Below are 19,688 nucleotides of genomic sequence, written 5' to 3'. Positions count from 1 at the left end.
TTCGATAAAACAAATATCTCTCATTACTATAATATTTTTATGGACTATAGATTAAAAGGATATCTTGAAGCACATAGTTTTGACGATAATATTTGGATATTGTATGACCGATTCAGAAACACGCGGTCTTTGAAGTTCGATCTTGAACTATTTCGCGAATTAAATATTGCTCTGAAGTGCTTTGCCCTACTTCAAATTTCATCCGAATTTACAATCCATCATACACAAACTGTTGTTGCCTCAATAAAAGAAGCAATATTTATTAGCAAAGGATTTAGCTTAGAGGCTTTACCGGAGTTGGAAGAATACATTAATCAATTTGGGTATAGTAAACGGAATAATATTGCTCTGTATACTGTCAGATTTCTGCATTTTATCAATCACTCAAATGCAGCTGAGTTTATTGAAAAATGTACCCCATTATATCAATATGTGCAAAGAAATAGAAAACTTCCTAAATACGAATATATTTTATTATTTGATGATGTGATAACTGACTTTGAAAACACTTGTAATGAACATGAGCGTGCAAAATACTATCCAATCTTATTATGGTGGAAAATTACTACAATTATTCCTTTACGTCCCAGTGAGTTTCTTCTGTTGAAGAAAAATTGTGTCGAAAAAAAACAAGACAATTCATATTGGATCACAGTCCCAAGGGAGAAACGGAAATACGAAAGTTATAGTGATATCGATATTGAAAACACGCTTCAAATTAACCAAAAAATATATGAATTAGTAAAAACATATCAAGACATGCTACCAAATGATTATAAGCCAAACTATTTGATGTCGTATGAAACCTATTATAAGTATTTAGATTTAAAAAGAGATACCTATAAGAGGGATCGTACTGTTTTATTATTGTCCCAGTTCCAAACTTTATTGGATGATTTTTATAAAAAAATTGTTCAAGGTAAATATGACTATTCAGAAGTAGAACAAGTATCTCCTGGTGACACAAGACATTTTGCCTTTTGCAACATGATGCTACAGGGGTTTAACATGCTATCCATTGCTAAAATGGGTGGACATAGACGATTAAGAACTCAACAAAATTACTGGGGACATATTGAATATTTTGCAGAGTCATGGGTATATGTTTTGTCCGAGAATAATCGATTAGACCGATTAAATAAATCGATGTCAGACGGTATATTTACTGTTAAAAGCAAACTCGATAAACATCGCATTTATGAGCTTAGTGACTTTGATACACTAAGACCTGTTGAATATGGATATTGCACAGATTCAGATTTCCCAAATAACTGTACGGGGGATTGTCGATTTTGTGATTTCTATCATTTTTATCCAGAGGAAAATTACACAGATGGAATTCGTTGGTTAACAGATTGTTCAGACTTATTAGACCGTCGTATCAGTGATCAAATTAAGCTATTAGAACATATTAATCAAAATATGAAATTTAATCTAGATACAAACTATTATTCGACAATTGATCAGGAAGAACTATCTTCTACCGCAAATGAACTTAATAGGATGATGGAACAAAAAGCTATGGTAGACTCGCTAATCCCAAAAAGATTTGAGGTGAATCAAGATGGAACCAAACAAGAATAAAAAAGGTCGTCCTAATAGATATACAGAGGCTGAACTTAAATCGATACTGGAGAAATATGTTCAAGATAATCCTGGGAAAGTAACTTACCTACAATTAGAGAAAGCAACCAAAATCAAACGCCATGTTTGGTCACGGAGAATGGCTCATGTGATTAATAGATTGAATCAACCTATCATTAGTCAATCCTTAGAAACAACAAATCATTCTCTCCCCCTTCCAAATATAGATGAATATATTACTAGGTTTGAGAATAATAAAAAAGGACTAAGGGATGCTCTGTTTCATTTAAACGAAGTCATTCAGTCTCTTTATGAACAAAACCTAAAGCTAAATAAAAAAGTAAAGGATAAAGAAGACTTAGAGGAGATCATCAAACAAAAGGAAAAAGAAATAAAGGAACAGCAAGCCATTATTAAACATTATGAAAGTCTCCTAATTGCTAGTTCTAATCCAAGTGTTAGGCGAGAAAAAGGAATACGAGATAATGTAATTTCCATAAATGAAAAGAACAAACAGCAGAGTCTCAGCCTGGATCTTAAGAGTAGTTTTGCAACATTATTTGATGACTAAAAGAGGGATAATTCAATGTATTTTATCAACACTTTTCTGATTCAAAATTTTTACCTTACCTAAACAAAACTATAGATGGATATAGCATGCATGAATTTTCTTATCTTAAATTCATGTATGCTATTTATGTGGAGAGAATATCGAACTTTTATGCTACGATGTTGGCAAGCCTCTGCACAACGGTGGCATGCTTCAATTACACTATACCAAACGTTGAGGTTGTTTTTTCATGGCTTTATTAATGTCAAGATACATATACGAGCCGTTTTAGGCCTTACTGCTCGAAGAAATTAGATTAATTTTCAAAGTGCGAAAGTTGAGTCTACTTTATCACCACCCTCTACTCAATTTTTAAATCCTTTTCTTGTTTAAAACTATAAGTGCAGTAGAACAAAACATCTTATTCATAGATGAGTAAGAGGCAAAATGTACCACTCTCCAATTATTTACCGTTTTGGGAGCTTACCTAAATGCAAAAAAAGAACGCTATCCTAGTCCTTAGATAGAGCCTAATCCAATCTGCCTTCCTGCCAAACGGCATTGCTGGAAATACTAAAAGTTTAATTGGTTACCTGGCCTTTATAGGAATTATTTATTGGAATTAACCTCCAATTTCACATTGAAGTTTTCTAAGTTACTTATTCTTGCCTGAACCTCATTTAATTTCTCTTCTATAAATCCCTGTAAATTTATACTTTCATCTAAATTCTTATCTTCAATTGATAGAAAAACAGCAATATCTTTTAATGAAAACCCTAATTCCTGCATTTTTTTTATAAATTTAACACGTTGTATCGTGTCTTTTGAAAATAATCTATATCCTGATTTTGTTCTATTTGGTTTATTTATTAATCCTAAACGCTCATAGTATCGAATTGTTTCTTTGTTGACATTACATTGAGTTGTGAGTTCTTTAATATATATTCCTTCCACAATAATCCTCCTAATTTTTTCTATGAAATAATTATACAGCTTGTACCATAGTACAATGTCAAGCCTACGTATTAAAATAGTGGATTAAGAACAAGTTAAAGGGGACTATAATTATGGAGGTGATTAAAGTGAACAAAGAAACAATAAACCAACAAGCAAAACGGATTGAAGAGTGTTGCAACCGAATAGCAAACTCTAATCCTTCTGAAGAAATCAGTCAAGAACTAAGCATTATTAAAGACTGTTGCAGAAATATTGAAGAGACAGTTTAATTAAACCAATTACTGAAACATCCTATGTTTAAATAGGATGTTTCTTATTTTCTAGACTTCCGGTTGAATAATTGGTTGTGGTTTTAAGAAGCCCATTTTTTCCGACATAGCATGAAATGCTAAATGCCATCTATTAGCCCGATGGTAATTTCGTAAGAAAGCCTCTCTTACTTCAGTACGAAAACTATGACTAGCACCCATGTTCCACAGGTTCATAAATCCTAGTGTTGCATATTTAAAACCGATTAATATTTGTTTATCACTAATTGCATTTGTTGGAATATTTCCTAATTGTTCTACAGTCATTGATTCTGAAATAGCATTATATGGCGCAGGAAGTTTATACTTTCCCTTTTCAAGTATTAGCTTTAATTCTGTTAAATTAGGTTCACAGACATCTCTTCTATAAATTTCAATTACCTTTTTGATATATGGATCAGTAGTTGCTTGGATATACAAGTTACATTGCCCCATACATACCCATTCCCTAAGATACCCCTCAGTTACAGCATAATATTCGCTTGCATTTAGTTTTTGACGGATGTTTCTTTGTGATTCATACCAGGTCATAGGAAAAGAACTATAGGGGGTAACACCTTTTTCAAAACCAATAGCAATGGAGGGATAATGATTTACAGAATACATCAAATACAACTCCCTTTTCCTTTTTAGATTTTGTACTGGTTTTCCATAAATTTTAAACGCTCATTTATTTCACTAACTATTCCCTTAATTTCTTGTGTTGTTTTCATATGATCCATCATCATTTTCATCATTGATTGCATTTGTGCATTGTTTTTCATCTTCATTTCTTCACGCATCATAATTTCGTTGTATCCATAAGGATATGGGGAAAAGTTCATAAAGACCACCTTCTTATTGATTATTGTATTCCCTCTACAATTTATGTAAACATTAGTCATTTGTTCCTTTTTACTTTCTAAACATTTACCATTCAAAATATTTGCAACAAAAAAAAGCCTCGTAGGCTCAATTTTTTACTATTAATTTTTTAACAAAGTATTCGGAAGCATCCCATATTTCTTTTTGTTCATCATCATTCGAAAAATAACTTAGCCAAAATTCTGGCTGGATCTTTATTATTTTGTCTTTGTAAAAAAATCCCCCTTCAAAATAATCATTTTTGAAGTTCACGGCATATTGTTCATTAATAATGATAATATTTCCTTCTATTTCTTTTTTTTCTATTGAAATGCCATTTTGTTTTATAGTTAACTTATTATCTTCAAAAAGCGAGAGATGGAAATCTTCTTTTGTATCTTCAAGAGATTTTGGCATTGTTGTATCCCGTTCAATATAAGAGTCAAATCGTTCTAAAAATTTCATTATTGCTATATCTAGATCTTTTTTAACGACTAATGCCGTTTTCATTCCAAAAGAAATGGAATGAAAAGCCATTGATAAGCTAAAATAGTCCTCACCAATAATAATGCTATCAAAATAGTTGTTAATATCGATAGAACAACAACTTGCCATTATTTTTCACCTCACAAACCTTACCAATAAGTGATGGTATCTGATATACCCAAAAGTATTAGAAACAATGCTGCGAATTGATGGATTTTTTTTCCTACTGACCTCCCTTTGTTCATGATTGTTCCATTAATCCCAAAATACCAAATCAAAAACAAAAAAATAAGGAAAGGGAATGCTGTTCCGATTCCAAATAAACTTGGAAGAATCATGCCGTAAGAAGAACTTAAGACCATTGGCATCAAGGTAACGAAAAACAAAACAAACATGGTCGGACAAAACCCTAGTGAATACATAACTCCAAACAAGAACGAACTAGCCTTTCCATTATTAATAAACTTATTATTTCTTTGCCTTAAAAAGGATGGCCATTTAAATTGAATTTTCCCTAATAAATGAAGACCTATTAATATATATAGAGGACCCATTAATTTTTGAACCCATGGGAAATATATCGTAAGTTCTCTGGAAATATCTTTTCCAAAATACCAGATTAATAATCCGAATCCAGTAAAAACTATAATTTTCCCAAATAAATAGAGAATGACGTCAAACCAAGGAATTCTTTCCTGTACTGAACGGTTTCCATAGAGTGTTATGGCTGCAATATTTCCTGTTAATTGACACGGAGAGGCGGCAGCGAGTACTCCTAAAAAAAATGCAGATAAAATGGGAATATGGCCGAAGCCATTAGTTAAACCTGTTAACGGACCATATAAAAGTTGACTAAAGGAATTAAGAATTTCATACAAAAATATCACCTTTCCTACTTTACAAAATCAAAAAGGGCGACAAGCCTTCGCCCATTTTTTTCCCTTAACTTCTAAAAAGCTCTTTCATTTTTGAAAAAAATCCTTTTTGATGTAAAACTTCTTTTTCATTATCAAATTCTTCTATTGAAGTTAATATATTTTCTTTTCCTACTTTATAACCTGTTTCTTCTGCGATTAAAGCTTTTACTTTTTCTATTTCAGTTTCACTAATTTGAAAGCGAGTTTCCTTCTTACGAAAACTCGTTTTTATGTTTTTAGCACTCGTCTTCTCCAAAGTCCTATTAATATGGGATTCACAACCACTACAAGTCATTCCTTGTATAGGTAAGATCACTGTTACATTGTTGTTATCCATTATTCATCACCTTTATTGATATTTAGTTTCAATTCAATACTCCACCTAAACCGAAAGTCCAATAATAAATAAAATATAAACCAGATATTAAAATAATACTTGCTACTAGTTTGTTCACAAGGGGTATATATTTTTGTAAAAACTTGTGAACGAAATTCTTGGAAATAAGAGACACAATGGTTATAACTGTTACAACTAGCCCCATTCCTAGAGAAAAAACAAAAAAGTTACCAATGATTCCGATAATATTATTTTCACTCATTGATTGAGAAACAACTAATAAAAATACTGGTAGTGTGCAGCCTAACGATGTAATCGCATAGGCAATACCATAAAAATAAACGGATCCCTTACCCGGTTTCACATTAATCGAAAGTGTCCTAACCGGAAGGTATTTTCCAAATAACATTCCAGCACCTAACATTGCTAGTAAAATGGCTATCAGAAGGGAGAAAATAGGAAAATAACGGGCTAACTCTCCTCCAATCCAACTTATTAATAGTCCCACAACAATAAATACTGTTAAAAAGCCGGATGTCATTGATAGACCAAGTCCTAAACCCTTTATAATAAATGACCATTTTGACATTTGTACCTTTTCCCCACCAATGAGATAGGAAATATAGGATGGGAGCATTACAATTCCACATGGGTTTATAGCTGCAAGCATACCTGCTGTAAAAATAAATAAAAAAGAAATACCCACTATTTCACCCCTATACTAGATAAAGCTTCTTTCAGCTCATCTAATGAAGGATTCGTTCCACGAAATACTACTTCTTGATCTTTATCTACTACTATCATTTCTTCTAAGCGATTTACACTGTAACCTTTAGATATTTTTTGGCCTTCATCCAAAACATGAGACCAATTTCCACCATACATTTTTTGAAACTCAGTTAAACTTTCTACCGTATCTGTAACTGGATCAACATCAATTGTAACTAGTTGAACCTTAGGATACAGTTCATTAACCTCTTTCAGTACTCTTTCTCCTCCTATACAAGTGGGGCACCATGATGCCATAAAGTACATTATAGTAGGAGCATCATTTTTCAAACTTACACTATTTCCGTGAACGTCCTTTGCATTAAAAGAAAAAGGAGGATCTTCATATTTTTGATTTGCGGTACTACATCCGGATAAAACAATTATAAAAATTAAGGCTACAATTAGTCCCATGCGGGTATTCATGCTTTTCACTCCTTTGAACAACTTAGATATAAAAAGCAAAAAAATCTGCTTTTATACCCTTAGCGTTCTATTTGATATCTGTATTTATAAAATTATAACATTTTAATATCTTAATACATTGTTAAAAAATGAACTTTTTTTAAATCATTATCATAGAAGCACCATGAAAATAAATGCCATATAAAGGCATGGAATCATTTTTATGAAAAGCAATTTCACATTTAAATAAAAACTTATTCCCCTTTTTAGTATGAAACAACACAAAGGATAATTTGCATTATCTACCAGTTTTATTCATTCATTTTTGCGTAATATCCTGAATTTTGTAAGATTTGAATTTGTATTTCCCTTAAAGATGTTTTCGATGCATCATACGATATACTCATTCGTCCATCTGTTCCAGCAGTTGCCTTACTAATACCGGGCAGTTCCCGAACAATTTTTTCAAGTTCAGCATCAGATAATATTGGACAACATGGACCCGGTTTAAGAAAAAGGACAAGTTCCCCTTCTACATCCCCTTTTGTTTTTGTAACAGATTTTTCGCTAAGTGTTTCGCTCTTTGAGACCTTATTCGTTGCCTCCTTGTTCAATAAAGTCTGATTCGTTATCTCTTTATTTGTGTTCGATGAAGCCTGACTAGTGATCTGATTAGTTGTCAATTGAGAAACATTAGATACTATTCCACACCCTGATAGGACACCTATTGTAAGTACAAATACAATAATCAATGATTTATTCATATTTGATTTATTCATATTTATCACTTCCTTACTATATTATTTAGCAGTAAAGCCTCATTCCTCTTCATCAGATAGAAATTAGTAAAAAAACAAAGAATTTATATATTATTATATTTCATTTCTTTAATATGTCAAACGAAAAATTTTTTTAACTTCCCCATTTAATCCGAAGTCTTTAAAGGTGCTATAAATTCTTGTCATACCTGTATTCATATTAATCCAAGACACTATACACACAGTAGGGGGTTTCTTCCAGAAATACTCCCTATCCTGCTAAAATAATCGTTTTTTACCTTTCTTCTCTATGAAATTAAATTAATTAAAGGGTTATGAAACATTTCTATAATATCCAACATTAAGAGTTAAAAGTGAGCAACCAAATTCAATGAATGAATATCTTTAGACAAAAGTGGGGTACATTATCCTAGTAGTGATAGAAGGTTAACCCTGGGGCCACTTAAGAGAGAACTTGTTAAAAATATTTAAGATCATCGAAAGAGTTGATTAACCCAGCTACAAGAATGACATTCTTTCGCCCTCTCCATAAACCCTGTTAAGGATATGAGTGTCGTGACAACAGTTAATATGAAAAAATAGGCAAAAAGAATTTACGAATGCTACAACAGGATTGAGAATCCCAATTAACTGAGGAAATTCGTCAACAGATAAAAAAGGATACAAAAGTTGTAGTAATTGTATAGAACAACAAGTCTAATTTTTAAAAAAGGAACATCTTTGTATGAGAAAAGATATTCCTTTATTTAAAACTTTAAAGGTGTGGTAATCATGTTTAAATGGATAAAAACTATGATGATAATAATGTGTGCTTTATGTGCTTTTATGTTTGTAAGCAATGTATATCAATCGTATTTATTAAAAAAATTGTACGAAACGAGCGTCAATAACAATAATAAATCGCTGTAGTATGATAAACATTGCTAATATTTTACCTTGATAAAATTTATGACTGAGGAGCAAGGTTTCGGTGATTGGTACAGTGACAATTACGAATAATACCATTTATTACCATTCAGAAACTATGTACATCCCCCCGGTTCTAAGCATTCAGTAAATCCCATTGTTAAAAATAAAACCGGTAAAAATTTGACATGCATTTATCACTTTAAATTTCACCAATCTCTTGACCATTTTTAGACTCTATTTTTTTGTTTTGGATTTATATTAGATTTTATTTTAGCAACATTTTTAATTTATTGTACATGTATCAGGTTCCATACTTTTTATAATTCTAGAGGTTGCTATTATGGAAAGTATGATTAAAGATAGAAGGCCTATTTGTATAACATTAAAGAGTAGACCGGATGAATTTATCAGTGCAATTGATATTGTTTCAGCAGCAGCAGCACCAAATAAAAGTGCAATAACTGGGTATAAAGCTGGTAAACAACAACAACAAAATGAAGTGGCCGCCATCGCAACACTTGACCCTGTTGTACTACCTATTACCATTAAGTTCTTCTTTTTGGCTTTTTTCATTTTCCAACCATATATAACCATAAAGATATTGACTGCCATTAAGATTGAAACACTCAACATCATCATTAAAGTTCCAATCGACACGACTCCGTAAAGTTTGATATTCGGTAGCCAAAAATCAACAGTATCCCACATAGTTAGTGGACCGTAGGTTTTTGAGAATAACAAAAAACTATTAGATGACCGTGGTAGATCTTCCGAACTCGGCAAAGCAATTAGGGAAGAAACAAATAAACCAGACGCAAATAAATAAAAGAAACTATATAAAAAGATAATTCCAGAGAAGTAAAACCAATATCTTGGAGTTTTAAATAACTCTCTTAGGTATTTCCTTGACAGAATGTATGCTAACCGCAATAAAGATAATAAAGTGAAAGGTAATACAATATATCCTACGTTAAATGGAATTGAATGTAAGATTGGATTATAGTTATTACCCTTTAGACTCCAATTCTGTAAGATGATAACGATTAACCATAGTAAAAAAGAAAATCCTATAATTTTCGAGATCTTAAGCGCCCGTGAGTCCTTTATATGGTTTAAAGAAGAAATTAATTTAAACCATATAAAACCTACAAATAATAAAGTTATCCATAAAAGGATGTTAGGTAATATAGGGATAATACCAAACGATTCATGTTTATCCAAATCATGAGCGAAAACGCCTTTTTCTAAAGAAAATAAAAAAATAATCAAAAGGGTTATAAGTCTTAAATTCATGTGTCCCACCTCGTATATTAAGAATTATTTACAAATAATTCCCATTATGTTTTTTTAGATTATCCTTTCATATCACCACTTTGTTCTATGTTTACCCCTACTGTCCACTCTTTAAGTGCTGATGTAGATGAAAACACCGATGATTCCCGTAGGAGCATGTATGAGCATTCTTGATTTTCCCTACTGGAGTTATTAATATGACACATGTGTTTATACGTGTTGATGTAACCGTAAGACCATATCCTGTCCATTCATAAAAGAGAACAGTTAAACACTTGAGAACCTTCGTTTCTAATGTTAAACTGATGCCGATAGTTGAGACGACGGAAATTTCTAAATTACTTTATATTTTAACATTAAAATATTATAATATAAATCAAAAATAGTCCCTAATATAATAGGGACTATAAAGATTCATTTTTTATACAAATTTTATTCTTTAGCTATTCTTTACATTTGAAGGGCATGCACCATTCTTTAATCCACCCCCGTGCACTAAGAGCTTCTGCAATCCGTCCAACTGAAACCATATAAGCTGCTGTCCGCATATGTACATCATGAAGTTCATACATTTTGTAAACATTATCAAAAGAGCTTACCATTTTTTCTTGTAGCTTATTGTTTACTTCTTCTTCTTTCCAATAGTATCCCATTTTATTTTGAACCCATTCAAAATAAGAAACGGTTACCCCGCCTGCATTACATAAAATATCAGGTATAACGACAATACCTTTTTCATAAAGGACTTGGTCACCCTCTCTTGTCGTCGGACCATTAGCTGCCTCAGCAATTACTTTTGCTTTAATTTTTTTTGCTACCTCCCCTGTAATTTGATTTTCTAGGGCTGCTGGTACAACAACATCACAATCTACTTCAAAAACTTGCATCGCTTCAATACGATCAGCTTCCGAAAAATCACTTACACGGTTACCTTCTTCAACAAATTTTAAAAGTTGATCAATTGGTAGACCAGTGTCTTTGTAAATAGCACCTTTTGAATCACTTACTGCAACGATTTTTGCACCCATTTCAACTAATATCTTAGCTGTATATTTACCAACATTCCCGAAACCTTGAATCGATACTTTTAAACCTTCTATATTTAAGCCCAATCGTTTCACAGCTTCCAAAATCGTTATAGCTACTCCTCTCCCCGTTGCTTCTAATCTTCCTAGCGAACCACCTAGAATGAGAGGCTTACCTGTGATAAAACCTGGAACGTTAAAGCCACGAACTCGATCATATTCATCAAGCATTAAACCCATTAACTTTGAGTTCGTATTAACATCGGGAGCAGGAATATCTTTATCCGGGCCAATTATTGCCATTAATGAACGAATATATTCACGACTCAATTCTTCTAATTCTCTCTCGGTAAGTGATTTCGGATCAACAATGACTCCCCCCTTTGCTCCACCATATGGCAGTCCTAGAACTTGTGTTTTAAATGTCATCCACATCGATAAAGCTTTAACCTCATCTAGTGTAACACCAGGATGAAAGCGAACTCCACCTTTCGTAGGCCCCATTACATCGGTGTGCTGAGAACGATAGCCAATAAATGTTTTAACTGAACAATCATTCATTCGAACAGGAATTGATACTTCCATGACCCGCATTGGGTTTTTTAAGATTTCATAAACTCGGTCATCAAGAGATAATGCTTTTACTGCATCTAATAATTGAGATTTCGCCATTTCATACGGATTAAAATGATCTGTCATTTTTTCATCTCCTAATTTTAATATAAAATACTACTCTTCAAATTCATAACTTACAGTTTCTACTTTTTTTCTTCCTAACTAAAATGAGCCAAATAAACACAGCAATAATGAGCACTACAGAAATTAACCACCACTGTTTGAATAGAAATGCAAAAAACGAACTAATTCCTGCGGTTCCAATTAGGATAAAAAGGACTGGAATACCGCAACAAAGAAGATGTAAGCCTATTCCTCCAAAAAAACCACCTTTTTTATGGTTGTCGTTGTTTCCCATAAATATTCCCAACTTCCTTAAAAAATTAAATTTTATTAATATGAAAAGAGATGTATTTTGTTATAAGTTATCTAGGTTGGCTGTATAAATTAGGCCATATTTCTTAACTCTTTTTTTATATTATTGCAACAATTTTGTTTCTTACTCAAAGCAACATTAGCGCTGTCATGTTCTTCTTCATCTTTCAAGTAATAGCCAATAACTTTGAAATGTTTATTACGCAAATAACGAACACTTACATTTAATAACAAAGGGTCTGATACGATTAAAACTACATTTTTACTTTTGACCTCTTGATAATATCTTTTTAAATATGCATACGGAATATTAACCGAGTTCGGAACTGGATTATTTGACGCTTTGATATAATCTCGTACATCTAATAAAGTAACATTTCGATCCAAGATTGTTTTCTTAATATCTACATGGCATATCCCTTGTACCGGGAAGTATTGATTTAAAAAAATAGCACTAATTAAAAAAATAACAGTGAATAGTAAAATACTTTCTATAACCACAACATCACCCCTTTACTCTGTCTTGAATAGAATTTTCCCCTTTCTTATTCAAGTTAATTCTAACACATTATAATATTATGTTATAAAAACCCGATAATTTCCTTTATCAAAATCAATAAAAACAAAGGTCTCTATTACTTGTTAGTAAACAGAGACCTCCCTTTTATTATAGTAAAAGACCTTTTGACTTTACGAAACGTTTTGCCAACAGACCTACAACCAAACCAAATGCAATATGAGCGATTAATGTTCCAAAAGCAAGACCCATTCCACCAGTTTTCATACCAAAGAAACCAACCATCATCGGCATTGGTGGTAACACCATCATACCAATCCAAATTAAAATTCCAAATAAAATACCTAATTTTATGTTACCTTTACCCACCAATAGAATATAAACTAAAGTAAATGATATTCCAATTAGTAAATGATAGATATTCCCTGCCAACCAAGGTCCCATCATCCCTTGTTCCATATCCATTTTCATTGGATCCATACCTACTATTTTTGCTCCTAATGCTAAAGGTACATCCATAGGCAACCACCCGATTTTTACAGACATTATTCGAAATATATCAAGAGCTAAGGTTCCTAAAAACCCAATCCAGATACTACTGATAATCTTATTAGAAAAATCCGGTGCTTTAGTTCTTGATTTAATTGTCATCACCGTGAATATAAGTAACATTGGAATCATTGGAACAAATACATAAACCGGTAAAGGAACCATCCCCATAAATCCAAGCATAAATCCTAAAATTGGTATACCGGCTAATAAAAGAGTAACTATCGGCATTCCATTTTTCATTATATTTTCATTCATTTTCTTACCTCCAAAGTATTTTATAGGTTTATAGCAACATTATATTATATTATTTTAATATGTCAATATAATTCGTTTAATCAAACACCCAATAAAATTTCTCACATAAAATAATTTGAATAATTTAATGGAGGTATTGCTAGTGTGAATTACGAGAATTATATAGAGAATATCTTATCAACATGGAAAAAACGTCCCCAGGAAGGTGCGCTAAAAATGATAAGAAAGTACGGATATCCTCAGGAAGCTACTGCAAGTAGATTTATTTGGTATCAGAACACACCTTGGAAACGAACAATTGTTTTTAGAGATACAGTGCTACACAATTTTCCGACACCACATGTTGATTTTCTTACACAAACAATTGATTATCGAACCCCATTACCCCTTTATGATGAAATAGCAAAATTTGATGGAAGTGTCTATCTGGATCGAACAAGTGGAGAGGTTTCCGCAAAGTGTCATATGGAGGAAGCTAACTTTCTAACTTTAAATTTATTTCATGAAATCAATGTCGGAAAAAAATCAGTAGATGAGGCAAGGTTATTTTATTCAGACACTATTGAAAAGTTTAAAAAACACAACGAAAAGTCACCGTATTTAGACCGTTTTTTATTCCCAAAACAATTTAACACAGCAGACCCAGATATTTCATATTTTTAAGGCTAATTTAAAACCTTTAACTATAATTTTTTCTCAAAAAAAAAGGAATTATGGTAAAAAGCCAAATACTCATTTAATCCATTCTAATTAATGCCTAAATAAAAAAACAGAGACGAGAAATTTTTGTCTCTGTTTTTTTATTTTGTATTCATCTTCATTTATATCCCCTTTAATATATCCTTCTTTTACTTTAATTTTTTCTACATTTCTACATTCTTACCTGAATCTTTTTACGTATAAAGGATAAATGCAAACACAAAAGGAAACCCAGGTGTATATCCATCTTATCAAATCCACTACTCCTAAAAATGTTTCCCAACCGCCTCTGTTTAAATATCCCTTTATATCACTTATTAAGGAATCTTGTAACGACATCACGGTAAAGATGGATTTTTTTGCTCAATGGAATTTTTCTTTTGCCTGTTGTTGCATTAACCCCACTCTGATTTCAAGTTAAAAAAAGCCGATGTTCTATATTTAAGGATACATCGGCTGTTAGGCTAAACTTAATTGACTATAAGCGTATCTATTTTAGACTAAATATCACAGCAGGACCCATTGGATGGGCCGGATTCCTCTAAACTCTTCCCCATAAGGGTTCCAAGTTCAAAGGCATCTTCAATAGATAGCACCTTTCCCTCTGGATGTTGGTTAAGCCAGTCCCGCGCTTCACTCGGTGAGCTGAAAAAATGGACTTCGTTACAGAAGGCCGAGCGAACCATGGACATATCATCCGGCGTTACTATTGAGACAACGGCTGAAGAAGGTTCCACACTTACTACACGATCCGGTTCTACTGTCAAACGTATTGATTTACCGGTGCCATGACATAGGGACTCGATCTGTACCGAACGATTGATTAGCGTTGGGAATATAAGTGTATCAAGGGCGCACCATGCATATAGTTGCTTCCCATCAACCGTAAAGTGGTGAGGAGTAGGGATCAGGGTAAGACCATAACCAACCACACGGGCCTGTTCGTCGAGTTCCACGCTTGGTAGTGACTGGAGAACTTTCTTCACCTCTTCGACAGGTTTCCCGGTCACTGTCGCAATGTCTTCAACGGTGACAGACTCTCCCCCTGCTAGCATTTGTAACAACGGGCGGAAGAGCCACTTCATGGATTCTCCTCCTTCTCCCTTGTTCGAATGTTGGTCAAGTCGGGTTACGATTTCCTGAATTTCATTTTTCATATCTTTTTCCTCCTTGGTTAATTTTTGTTCCTTTTCTTATTTTCAATATTACTTTTCATTCCCTAAAAACTCCGTTTGTTTGACTAATTGACCGCTCAAAAAGCATCCTTTTAGTAGCTTATCTTATTTTTGAATCATTTTATGAGTTATACCCTATGATAAGAAATTTTTCAATTCGTTTCCAAAAGAGAGGGCTTGTTCCAAAGTCATGATTTCCCCTTGCAATTTTCGATGTTCTTCTTTCCACTTGTTTGCATGCCCAACTGAGCTAAAGTAGTGAATTTGTTTACATGTTCCTCCAGCCCATGGAGCCTCAGAATCAAACGGCACCGTCCAGATTACTGTAGAATCGGGAGTTACCCTTTCTAATTTCCCGTTTCGGACAGTTACCTTAATCGATTCACCTGTGTACGCACAACTGGAATGTATATCGACATCAGCATCCAGAGCAGTTGACAGCTCCAATGTCGATATTGCACACCAGGCAAATAAAGTTCGTCCTCCTAATTGAATCCGGTTAGTAGTCGCTATAATCGATAAGCCCAATGCCCCTACTATTTTTTGATCCGCCTCACGAACAATCATCTGTCGTTGGGCTAATATCTCTACTACTGATTGAACTGTTTTTGTATCAATTCCCGTTTGATTTATTAAAGAACTTTCTGTAACTGCTTGCCCATTACGAATTGAGAAAAAGATTGTCCGAAGAATAGGCACTGTTTCTTTAGGTAGCTTAGCTAATAATAGTTCATAAAATTCCTTGAGTTCTGTTTCATTCTTCATTGTTTAAATCCCTCCATTTGATTGAATGCCTCTTTCGGAGAATCAAGAAACGATCCAACGTGTTTACGTAACTTTTGTAGTTCGCTGATTTGTTCGTCTATCTTGGTCAGTTTCTCTTTTAACAAATGTTGTAGATGTGGTTCTACCTCGACCGTATTTTTTTCGAAAATCACTATTAAATCTTTCATTTCCTCCAGTGATACGCCCAATGATCGGAGCTGTTTAATACCATTGATACAAAATACGTGCTCTTGGTTATAAACACGGTAATTACCTTCGCTACGCTTAATGGAAGGCAGGATTAATCCCTTTTCTTCATACAATCGAATGGCTTTTCGACTGACTCCTGTTTCTTGGGCTAGTTGACCAATCGTAAAATACTCCACTCCATTCCCCCTTACTTTAACTGAAATCATCAGTTGACTAACTAGATTATACAACCTTAACCTTAGGGTAAGGTCAAGTGTGCCTTTAAATTAAATCATTTCTTATTTTTACTTCTTTTCATCATAGCTAAATCTTTATTTCCATTAAGTAAGGGAACCAGGATAATTTAAATAATGTTCACAGATTTCAAGATTAATCTTTCCAAAATAAGAAGAGACATTAGCGATTATACTAAAAAATTACATAATTTTTGCTTTCGTTGGAAAAAATTCAAAGGAAGAATAGCACCGACTCAATCCATAACAGGAGGTTTCATCAAAATGGGGAATAGCACTGTAAAATTAACGGCAGCAGAGATTTCGAATCTTTGGATGAATTATCAAAATGATACGATGGCAGGATGCGTGATAAAGTATTTTCTGGCAAATATGGAGGATGAAGAAACTCGTTCTATATTTGAATATGCTTTAAAAATATCTTATCAACATATCGAAAAGGTAACTGAAATCTTTAAACAGGAATGTTATCCGATTCCAGTAGGTTTTACGGACGAAGATGTTAGGTTGGACGCACCTCGTTTATTTTCGGATATTCTTTATCTTCATTATATCCTAAATATGAGTCAGGGCGCACTCACTGCTTATAGCCTTGCGTTATCACTATCATCAAGAGATGATATTATTCAATTTTACTCAGAATGTTTAAATGAAACAAGAGATCTCCATAACAAGGCTAAAAAATTAGCAAAAGAAAAAGGCGTTTATATCCGTCCACCTTATCTGTCTACACCTGATTCAGTTGACTTTGTAAAGCGTCAAAATTTCTTAGCTGGTTGGTTTGGTGATCGTCGTCCATTACTTGGCATAGAAACTTCGCTACTTGTATATAACGCCAAGCGTAATGCAATTAGCGAAGCCTGGCTCACAGGATTTAGTCAGGTTGCACAGTTAAAGGAAGTTCGCCGTTATTTTGAAAGAGGAAGAGAACTTGCGCGAAAACATCATGAAATTTTTGAATCCGTACTGCGTGATGACTATCTATCTGGCACCATTAATTATACATCAGGAGTGACAGATTCAACGGTTTCCCCTTTTTCCGATAAGCTTATGATGTATCACACTAGTTTCCTTGCAGCACCACTTATTGGACAATACGGAATATCTATCGCATTAAGTCCAAGACGTGATTTATCTACCCATTATGCACGCCTGTTAATAGAGGTTGGACAACTCTCAGAAGATGGGGCAAACATTATGATCGATAATGGTTGGATGGAACAACCGCCAAAAGCTGTAGATCGAGAAAAGTTAACTTAAAGAATAGGATAAATATAGTGGAAAAATTGTTTTGGAGTATTGCTTTGCCTGGGTTCGGCCAACTATTAAACGGCAAATATATAAAAGGAATTGTTCTGATTTTCTTGGAGTTTTTAATTAACGTTCAAGCCAACTTCAACGAAATTATTATGTTAAGCTTTCTTGGAGATATCCAAACAGCAATTGAAAGGGCAAATTATCAATGGTTAATGTTTTATCCTTGTCTTTACTTCTTTGCAATGTGGGACGCTTTTAAGGATAGCAAAGATAAATTACAACCTTATTCTTTTTTGCCTTTTGTTTTTGCAGCTTACTTTGTAACCATTGGAATTATGTATTCCTCTAAACTTGAGCTCTTTGGAGTTTTATGGGGACCAGTTTGGCTGCCGATTTTATTTGTAATACCTGGGATTTTCATAGGTCTGTTGATAAAATTCCTTCTTTCTAAAAAAATGTTAAATTAGGACGAAACTAATTCATATAAGTTTTTAACCGTTTCTGTCAACACGGAATAAAAATATAAATTTAAAAAGAAAATTTAAACAGAACATTTCACATAAAGAAATACGAACAGATTAATTTCACCATCACATAAACTACTAACTTTATTATCGAAAGGAAGTTCAACTTGTATATAATAGGTAGTTTCAAAAGTAATATTAACCTGGAACTATCCCTAAATGAATTAGAAGAAATGAATATTCGAGAGGAAGATATTTTCGTTATAGAAATGAAAAGGCCCCAAAGTTCTAAAGGTCTATTCGATTCTAATTATTTTTCAGATGAAAAAAGCCTTATGGCCTCGATAACTGCATGGGGGGTTGTTGGAGGGACATTAGGTATAATCTATGGTTCTCAACTGCTTATAGGCCCTGTAGCTAGTGGGCTTATTGGGCTTTTTTTAGGAGCTCTAATCGGATTTCTTTTTGATTCAAAAAAGAATAAGAACGATAAGGAAAATAAAAAATTTGGTTTTGATGTTTTATTAATCATAAATTATAAAACGGTGGAACAGGAAGTAAAAATTAAGGCCATCTTACACAAGTATTTTGTTATTTCAATTGGAGTACACAAATAAAGGTTTCTATGGAGGTACATCATGATAAAAAAACCTGACGAATCCCCTAGACGGCTATCAATGAATATTTGTCCAATGGGCACTTCATTGATTCGACAAACACGTCCATGGGTTCCCACATGTTGGTCGATTGCTATGCCAGGGTTTGGCCATTTTCATCTAGGAGGGTACACCACGGGAGTAATCTTGATGTCAGGGGAAATTATTTTTAACAATATCGGAAAAATTAATCTTGCCATTTTATATACCTTCACACTTCAATTTGAAAAAGCCCATGAGGTTATTAATTATAATTGTGCTTTGCTATGCGCCATTATCTATTTATTTGGAATTTGGGATTCATATAGACTGACAGTAGAATCAAACAATTGTGCCTATCTAGTTTCCAAGGAAAAGAGCCAGATTTATCAATTAAGTGCTATTCATATATTGGGTGTTAATTTTGTTAACAAGCGGATACCATGGGTTGGAGTATTTTGGTCCATCCTCTTTCCTGGATTGGGCCATTTATACGCACATCAAATTTTAAAAAGTCTTACTTTAATTCTTTCTACCGTCGCCATTACAGCAATGACACAACTTGGGGATCTTATTCTATTAACGCTTACTGGCCAATTCAACATGATTCAAAATGTTAATTACCAATGGCTGTTGTTTTTACCTTCCTTTTACCTTTTTAGTATGTATGATGTCTACTCAGAAATTACAAATATAAATAACCTCTATAAAGAGGAACAGTTACAGTTTTTATTGAAACAATATGGTAAAAAGAAACTTATTTTAAAACCTTAAT

24 protein-coding genes are annotated in these 19,688 nt (G+C 33.2%); 8 read left to right on the top strand and 16 right to left on the bottom strand.

Going from position 1 to position 19,688, the window contains the following annotated elements; translation table 11 throughout:
- Window positions 1-129 precede the first annotated feature (129 nt).
- Together E3U55_RS12070 and E3U55_RS12065 are read left to right on the top strand one after the other, a co-directional pair.
- Window positions 130-1,584, top strand: a complete 1,455-nt coding sequence (locus tag E3U55_RS12070; RefSeq protein ID WP_228547553.1) for a site-specific integrase — start codon at window positions 130-132, stop codon at window positions 1,582-1,584.
- Entirely contained in the window at window positions 1,565-2,155 is a 591-nt protein-coding gene (locus E3U55_RS12065; protein WP_134340733.1) for a hypothetical protein, read from the top strand. The genes E3U55_RS12070 and E3U55_RS12065 overlap by 20 nt, the downstream gene beginning before the upstream one ends.
- 588 nt (window positions 2,156-2,743) lie before the next feature.
- Here the strand turns inward: E3U55_RS12065 and E3U55_RS12060 are convergent.
- Window positions 2,744-3,088, bottom strand: a complete 345-nt coding sequence (locus tag E3U55_RS12060; protein ID WP_194840905.1) for a MerR family transcriptional regulator — start codon at window positions 3,086-3,088, stop codon at window positions 2,744-2,746.
- Window positions 3,089-3,216: 128 nt separating this feature from the next.
- On the opposite strand from E3U55_RS12060, the gene E3U55_RS17390 reads away from it, so the two are divergent.
- Window positions 3,217-3,360, top strand: a complete 144-nt coding sequence (locus tag E3U55_RS17390) for a hypothetical protein (protein ID WP_153801941.1) — start codon at window positions 3,217-3,219, stop codon at window positions 3,358-3,360.
- Between the two features lie 51 nt (window positions 3,361-3,411).
- Here E3U55_RS17390 and E3U55_RS12055 read toward each other — a convergent pair whose 3' ends face one another.
- The 12 genes from E3U55_RS12055 to E3U55_RS12000 form a co-directional block, all read right to left on the bottom strand.
- Window positions 3,412-4,005: a DUF3231 family protein gene (locus E3U55_RS12055; RefSeq protein ID WP_134340731.1), complete on the bottom strand. Its 594-nt coding sequence runs from the start codon at window positions 4,003-4,005 to the stop codon at window positions 3,412-3,414.
- Window positions 4,006-4,028: 23 nt separating this feature from the next.
- On the bottom strand, window positions 4,029-4,223 hold the full coding sequence (locus E3U55_RS12050; protein WP_134340730.1) for a hypothetical protein: 195 nt from the start codon (window positions 4,221-4,223) through the stop codon (window positions 4,029-4,031).
- 127 nt (window positions 4,224-4,350) lie between these two features.
- Window positions 4,351-4,857: a hypothetical protein gene (locus E3U55_RS12045; protein WP_134340729.1), complete on the bottom strand. Its 507-nt coding sequence runs from the start codon at window positions 4,855-4,857 to the stop codon at window positions 4,351-4,353.
- A gap of 20 nt (window positions 4,858-4,877) precedes the next feature.
- Window positions 4,878-5,606: an urease accessory protein UreH domain-containing protein gene (locus E3U55_RS12040; RefSeq protein ID WP_134340728.1), complete on the bottom strand. Its 729-nt coding sequence runs from the start codon at window positions 5,604-5,606 to the stop codon at window positions 4,878-4,880.
- A gap of 64 nt (window positions 5,607-5,670) precedes the next feature.
- Complete coding sequence (locus E3U55_RS12035) at window positions 5,671-5,982, bottom strand: cation transporter (RefSeq protein WP_134340727.1); 312 nt, start codon at window positions 5,980-5,982, stop codon at window positions 5,671-5,673.
- Window positions 5,983-6,010: 28 nt separating this feature from the next.
- A complete protein-coding gene (locus tag E3U55_RS12030; protein WP_134340726.1) occupies window positions 6,011-6,688 on the bottom strand; it encodes a cytochrome c biogenesis CcdA family protein in 678 nt (225 codons plus the stop codon).
- Window positions 6,688-7,176 carry a TlpA family protein disulfide reductase gene (locus E3U55_RS12025; RefSeq protein WP_134340725.1) on the bottom strand — a complete coding sequence of 163 codons (489 nt, stop codon included), beginning with the start codon at window positions 7,174-7,176 and terminating at the stop codon, window positions 6,688-6,690. The genes E3U55_RS12030 and E3U55_RS12025 overlap by 1 nt, the downstream gene beginning before the upstream one ends.
- A 290-nt stretch (window positions 7,177-7,466) precedes the next feature.
- Window positions 7,467-7,934, bottom strand: coding sequence for a hypothetical protein (locus E3U55_RS12020; RefSeq protein WP_134340724.1), 468 nt, complete (start codon window positions 7,932-7,934; stop codon window positions 7,467-7,469).
- Window positions 7,935-9,125: 1,191 nt separating this feature from the next.
- Window positions 9,126-10,136, bottom strand: a complete 1,011-nt coding sequence (locus E3U55_RS12015) for a hypothetical protein (protein ID WP_134340723.1) — start codon at window positions 10,134-10,136, stop codon at window positions 9,126-9,128.
- A gap of 443 nt (window positions 10,137-10,579) precedes the next feature.
- On the bottom strand, window positions 10,580-11,860 hold the full coding sequence (locus E3U55_RS12010; protein WP_134340722.1) for a Glu/Leu/Phe/Val family dehydrogenase: 1,281 nt from the start codon (window positions 11,858-11,860) through the stop codon (window positions 10,580-10,582).
- 363 nt (window positions 11,861-12,223) lie between these two features.
- A complete protein-coding gene (locus E3U55_RS12005; RefSeq protein WP_134340721.1) occupies window positions 12,224-12,652 on the bottom strand; it encodes a rhodanese-like domain-containing protein in 429 nt (142 codons plus the stop codon).
- Window positions 12,653-12,818: 166 nt separating this feature from the next.
- The gene (locus tag E3U55_RS12000) at window positions 12,819-13,475 is read right to left on the bottom strand and encodes a DUF6789 family protein (RefSeq protein WP_134340720.1); all 657 of its coding nucleotides are present in this window, start codon (window positions 13,473-13,475) and stop codon (window positions 12,819-12,821) included.
- Between the two features lie 144 nt (window positions 13,476-13,619).
- Here E3U55_RS12000 and E3U55_RS11995 point away from each other — a divergent pair, with 144 nt between their 5' ends.
- Complete coding sequence (locus tag E3U55_RS11995; protein ID WP_134340719.1) at window positions 13,620-14,138, top strand: hypothetical protein; 519 nt, start codon at window positions 13,620-13,622, stop codon at window positions 14,136-14,138.
- Between the two features lie 536 nt (window positions 14,139-14,674).
- Here the strand turns inward: E3U55_RS11995 and merB are convergent.
- The 3 genes from merB to merR2 all read right to left on the bottom strand — a co-directional run bounded on the left by merB (window position 14,675) and on the right by merR2 (window position 16,500).
- A complete protein-coding gene (merB, locus tag E3U55_RS11990; RefSeq protein ID WP_134340718.1) occupies window positions 14,675-15,331 on the bottom strand; it encodes an organomercurial lyase MerB in 657 nt (218 codons plus the stop codon).
- A gap of 153 nt (window positions 15,332-15,484) precedes the next feature.
- Window positions 15,485-16,114 (bottom strand): organomercurial lyase MerB2, encoded by a 630-nt coding sequence (merB2, locus tag E3U55_RS11985; RefSeq protein ID WP_134340717.1) that lies wholly within the window; start codon window positions 16,112-16,114, stop codon window positions 15,485-15,487.
- Window positions 16,111-16,500 carry a mercury resistance transcriptional regulator MerR2 gene (merR2, locus tag E3U55_RS11980; RefSeq protein WP_134340716.1) on the bottom strand — a complete coding sequence of 130 codons (390 nt, stop codon included), beginning with the start codon at window positions 16,498-16,500 and terminating at the stop codon, window positions 16,111-16,113. The genes merB2 and merR2 overlap by 4 nt, the downstream gene beginning before the upstream one ends.
- Before the next feature lie 321 nt (window positions 16,501-16,821).
- Here merR2 and E3U55_RS11975 point away from each other — a divergent pair, with 321 nt between their 5' ends.
- The 4 genes from E3U55_RS11975 to E3U55_RS11960 all read left to right on the top strand — a co-directional run bounded on the left by E3U55_RS11975 (window position 16,822) and on the right by E3U55_RS11960 (window position 19,687).
- Entirely contained in the window at window positions 16,822-17,817 is a 996-nt protein-coding gene (locus E3U55_RS11975; RefSeq protein ID WP_134340715.1) for a DUF3231 family protein, read from the top strand.
- An 8-nt stretch (window positions 17,818-17,825) separates the two neighbouring features.
- Window positions 17,826-18,281 (top strand): hypothetical protein, encoded by a 456-nt coding sequence (locus E3U55_RS11970; protein WP_134340756.1) that lies wholly within the window; start codon window positions 17,826-17,828, stop codon window positions 18,279-18,281.
- 164 nt (window positions 18,282-18,445) lie between these two features.
- Window positions 18,446-18,895, top strand: a complete 450-nt coding sequence (locus E3U55_RS11965; RefSeq protein ID WP_134340714.1) for a hypothetical protein — start codon at window positions 18,446-18,448, stop codon at window positions 18,893-18,895.
- 21 nt (window positions 18,896-18,916) lie between these two features.
- Window positions 18,917-19,687, top strand: a complete 771-nt coding sequence (locus E3U55_RS11960) for a hypothetical protein (RefSeq protein ID WP_134340713.1) — start codon at window positions 18,917-18,919, stop codon at window positions 19,685-19,687.
- Window position 19,688 lies beyond the last annotated feature (1 nt).

The organism is Filobacillus milosensis (assembly GCF_004402015.1).
In the GTDB taxonomy this organism is placed as follows: Bacteria; Bacillota; Bacilli; order Bacillales; family Alkalibacillaceae; genus Filobacillus; species Filobacillus milosensis.
This window is presented reverse-complemented; position numbering and strand designations above follow the sequence as displayed.

Bases quoted from the DNA above. Each gene is read 5' to 3' on its own strand.
- E3U55_RS12065 (WP_134340733.1), top strand. From the start codon at position 1,565: ATGGAACCAAACAAGAATAAAAAAGGTCGTCCTAATAGATATACAGAG.
- E3U55_RS12055 (WP_134340731.1), bottom strand. From the start codon at position 4,005: ATGTATTCTGTAAATCATTATCCCTCCATTGCTATTGGTTTTGAAAAA.
- E3U55_RS12050 (WP_134340730.1), bottom strand. From the start codon at position 4,223: ATGAACTTTTCCCCATATCCTTATGGATACAACGAAATTATGATGCGT.
- E3U55_RS12045 (WP_134340729.1), bottom strand. From the start codon at position 4,857: ATGGCAAGTTGTTGTTCTATCGATATTAACAACTATTTTGATAGCATT.
- E3U55_RS12035 (WP_134340727.1), bottom strand. From the start codon at position 5,982: ATGGATAACAACAATGTAACAGTGATCTTACCTATACAAGGAATGACT.
- E3U55_RS12025 (WP_134340725.1), bottom strand. From the start codon at position 7,176: ATGAATACCCGCATGGGACTAATTGTAGCCTTAATTTTTATAATTGTT.
- E3U55_RS12020 (WP_134340724.1), bottom strand. From the start codon at position 7,934: ATGAATAAATCAAATATGAATAAATCATTGATTATTGTATTTGTACTT.
- E3U55_RS12015 (WP_134340723.1), bottom strand. From the start codon at position 10,136: ATGAATTTAAGACTTATAACCCTTTTGATTATTTTTTTATTTTCTTTA.
- E3U55_RS12010 (WP_134340722.1), bottom strand. From the start codon at position 11,860: ATGACAGATCATTTTAATCCGTATGAAATGGCGAAATCTCAATTATTA.
- E3U55_RS12000 (WP_134340720.1), bottom strand. From the start codon at position 13,475: ATGAATGAAAATATAATGAAAAATGGAATGCCGATAGTTACTCTTTTA.
- merB (WP_134340718.1), bottom strand. From the start codon at position 15,331: ATGAAAAATGAAATTCAGGAAATCGTAACCCGACTTGACCAACATTCG.
- merB2 (WP_134340717.1), bottom strand. From the start codon at position 16,114: ATGAAGAATGAAACAGAACTCAAGGAATTTTATGAACTATTATTAGCT.
- E3U55_RS11975 (WP_134340715.1), top strand. From the start codon at position 16,822: ATGGGGAATAGCACTGTAAAATTAACGGCAGCAGAGATTTCGAATCTT.
- E3U55_RS11960 (WP_134340713.1), top strand. From the start codon at position 18,917: ATGATAAAAAAACCTGACGAATCCCCTAGACGGCTATCAATGAATATT.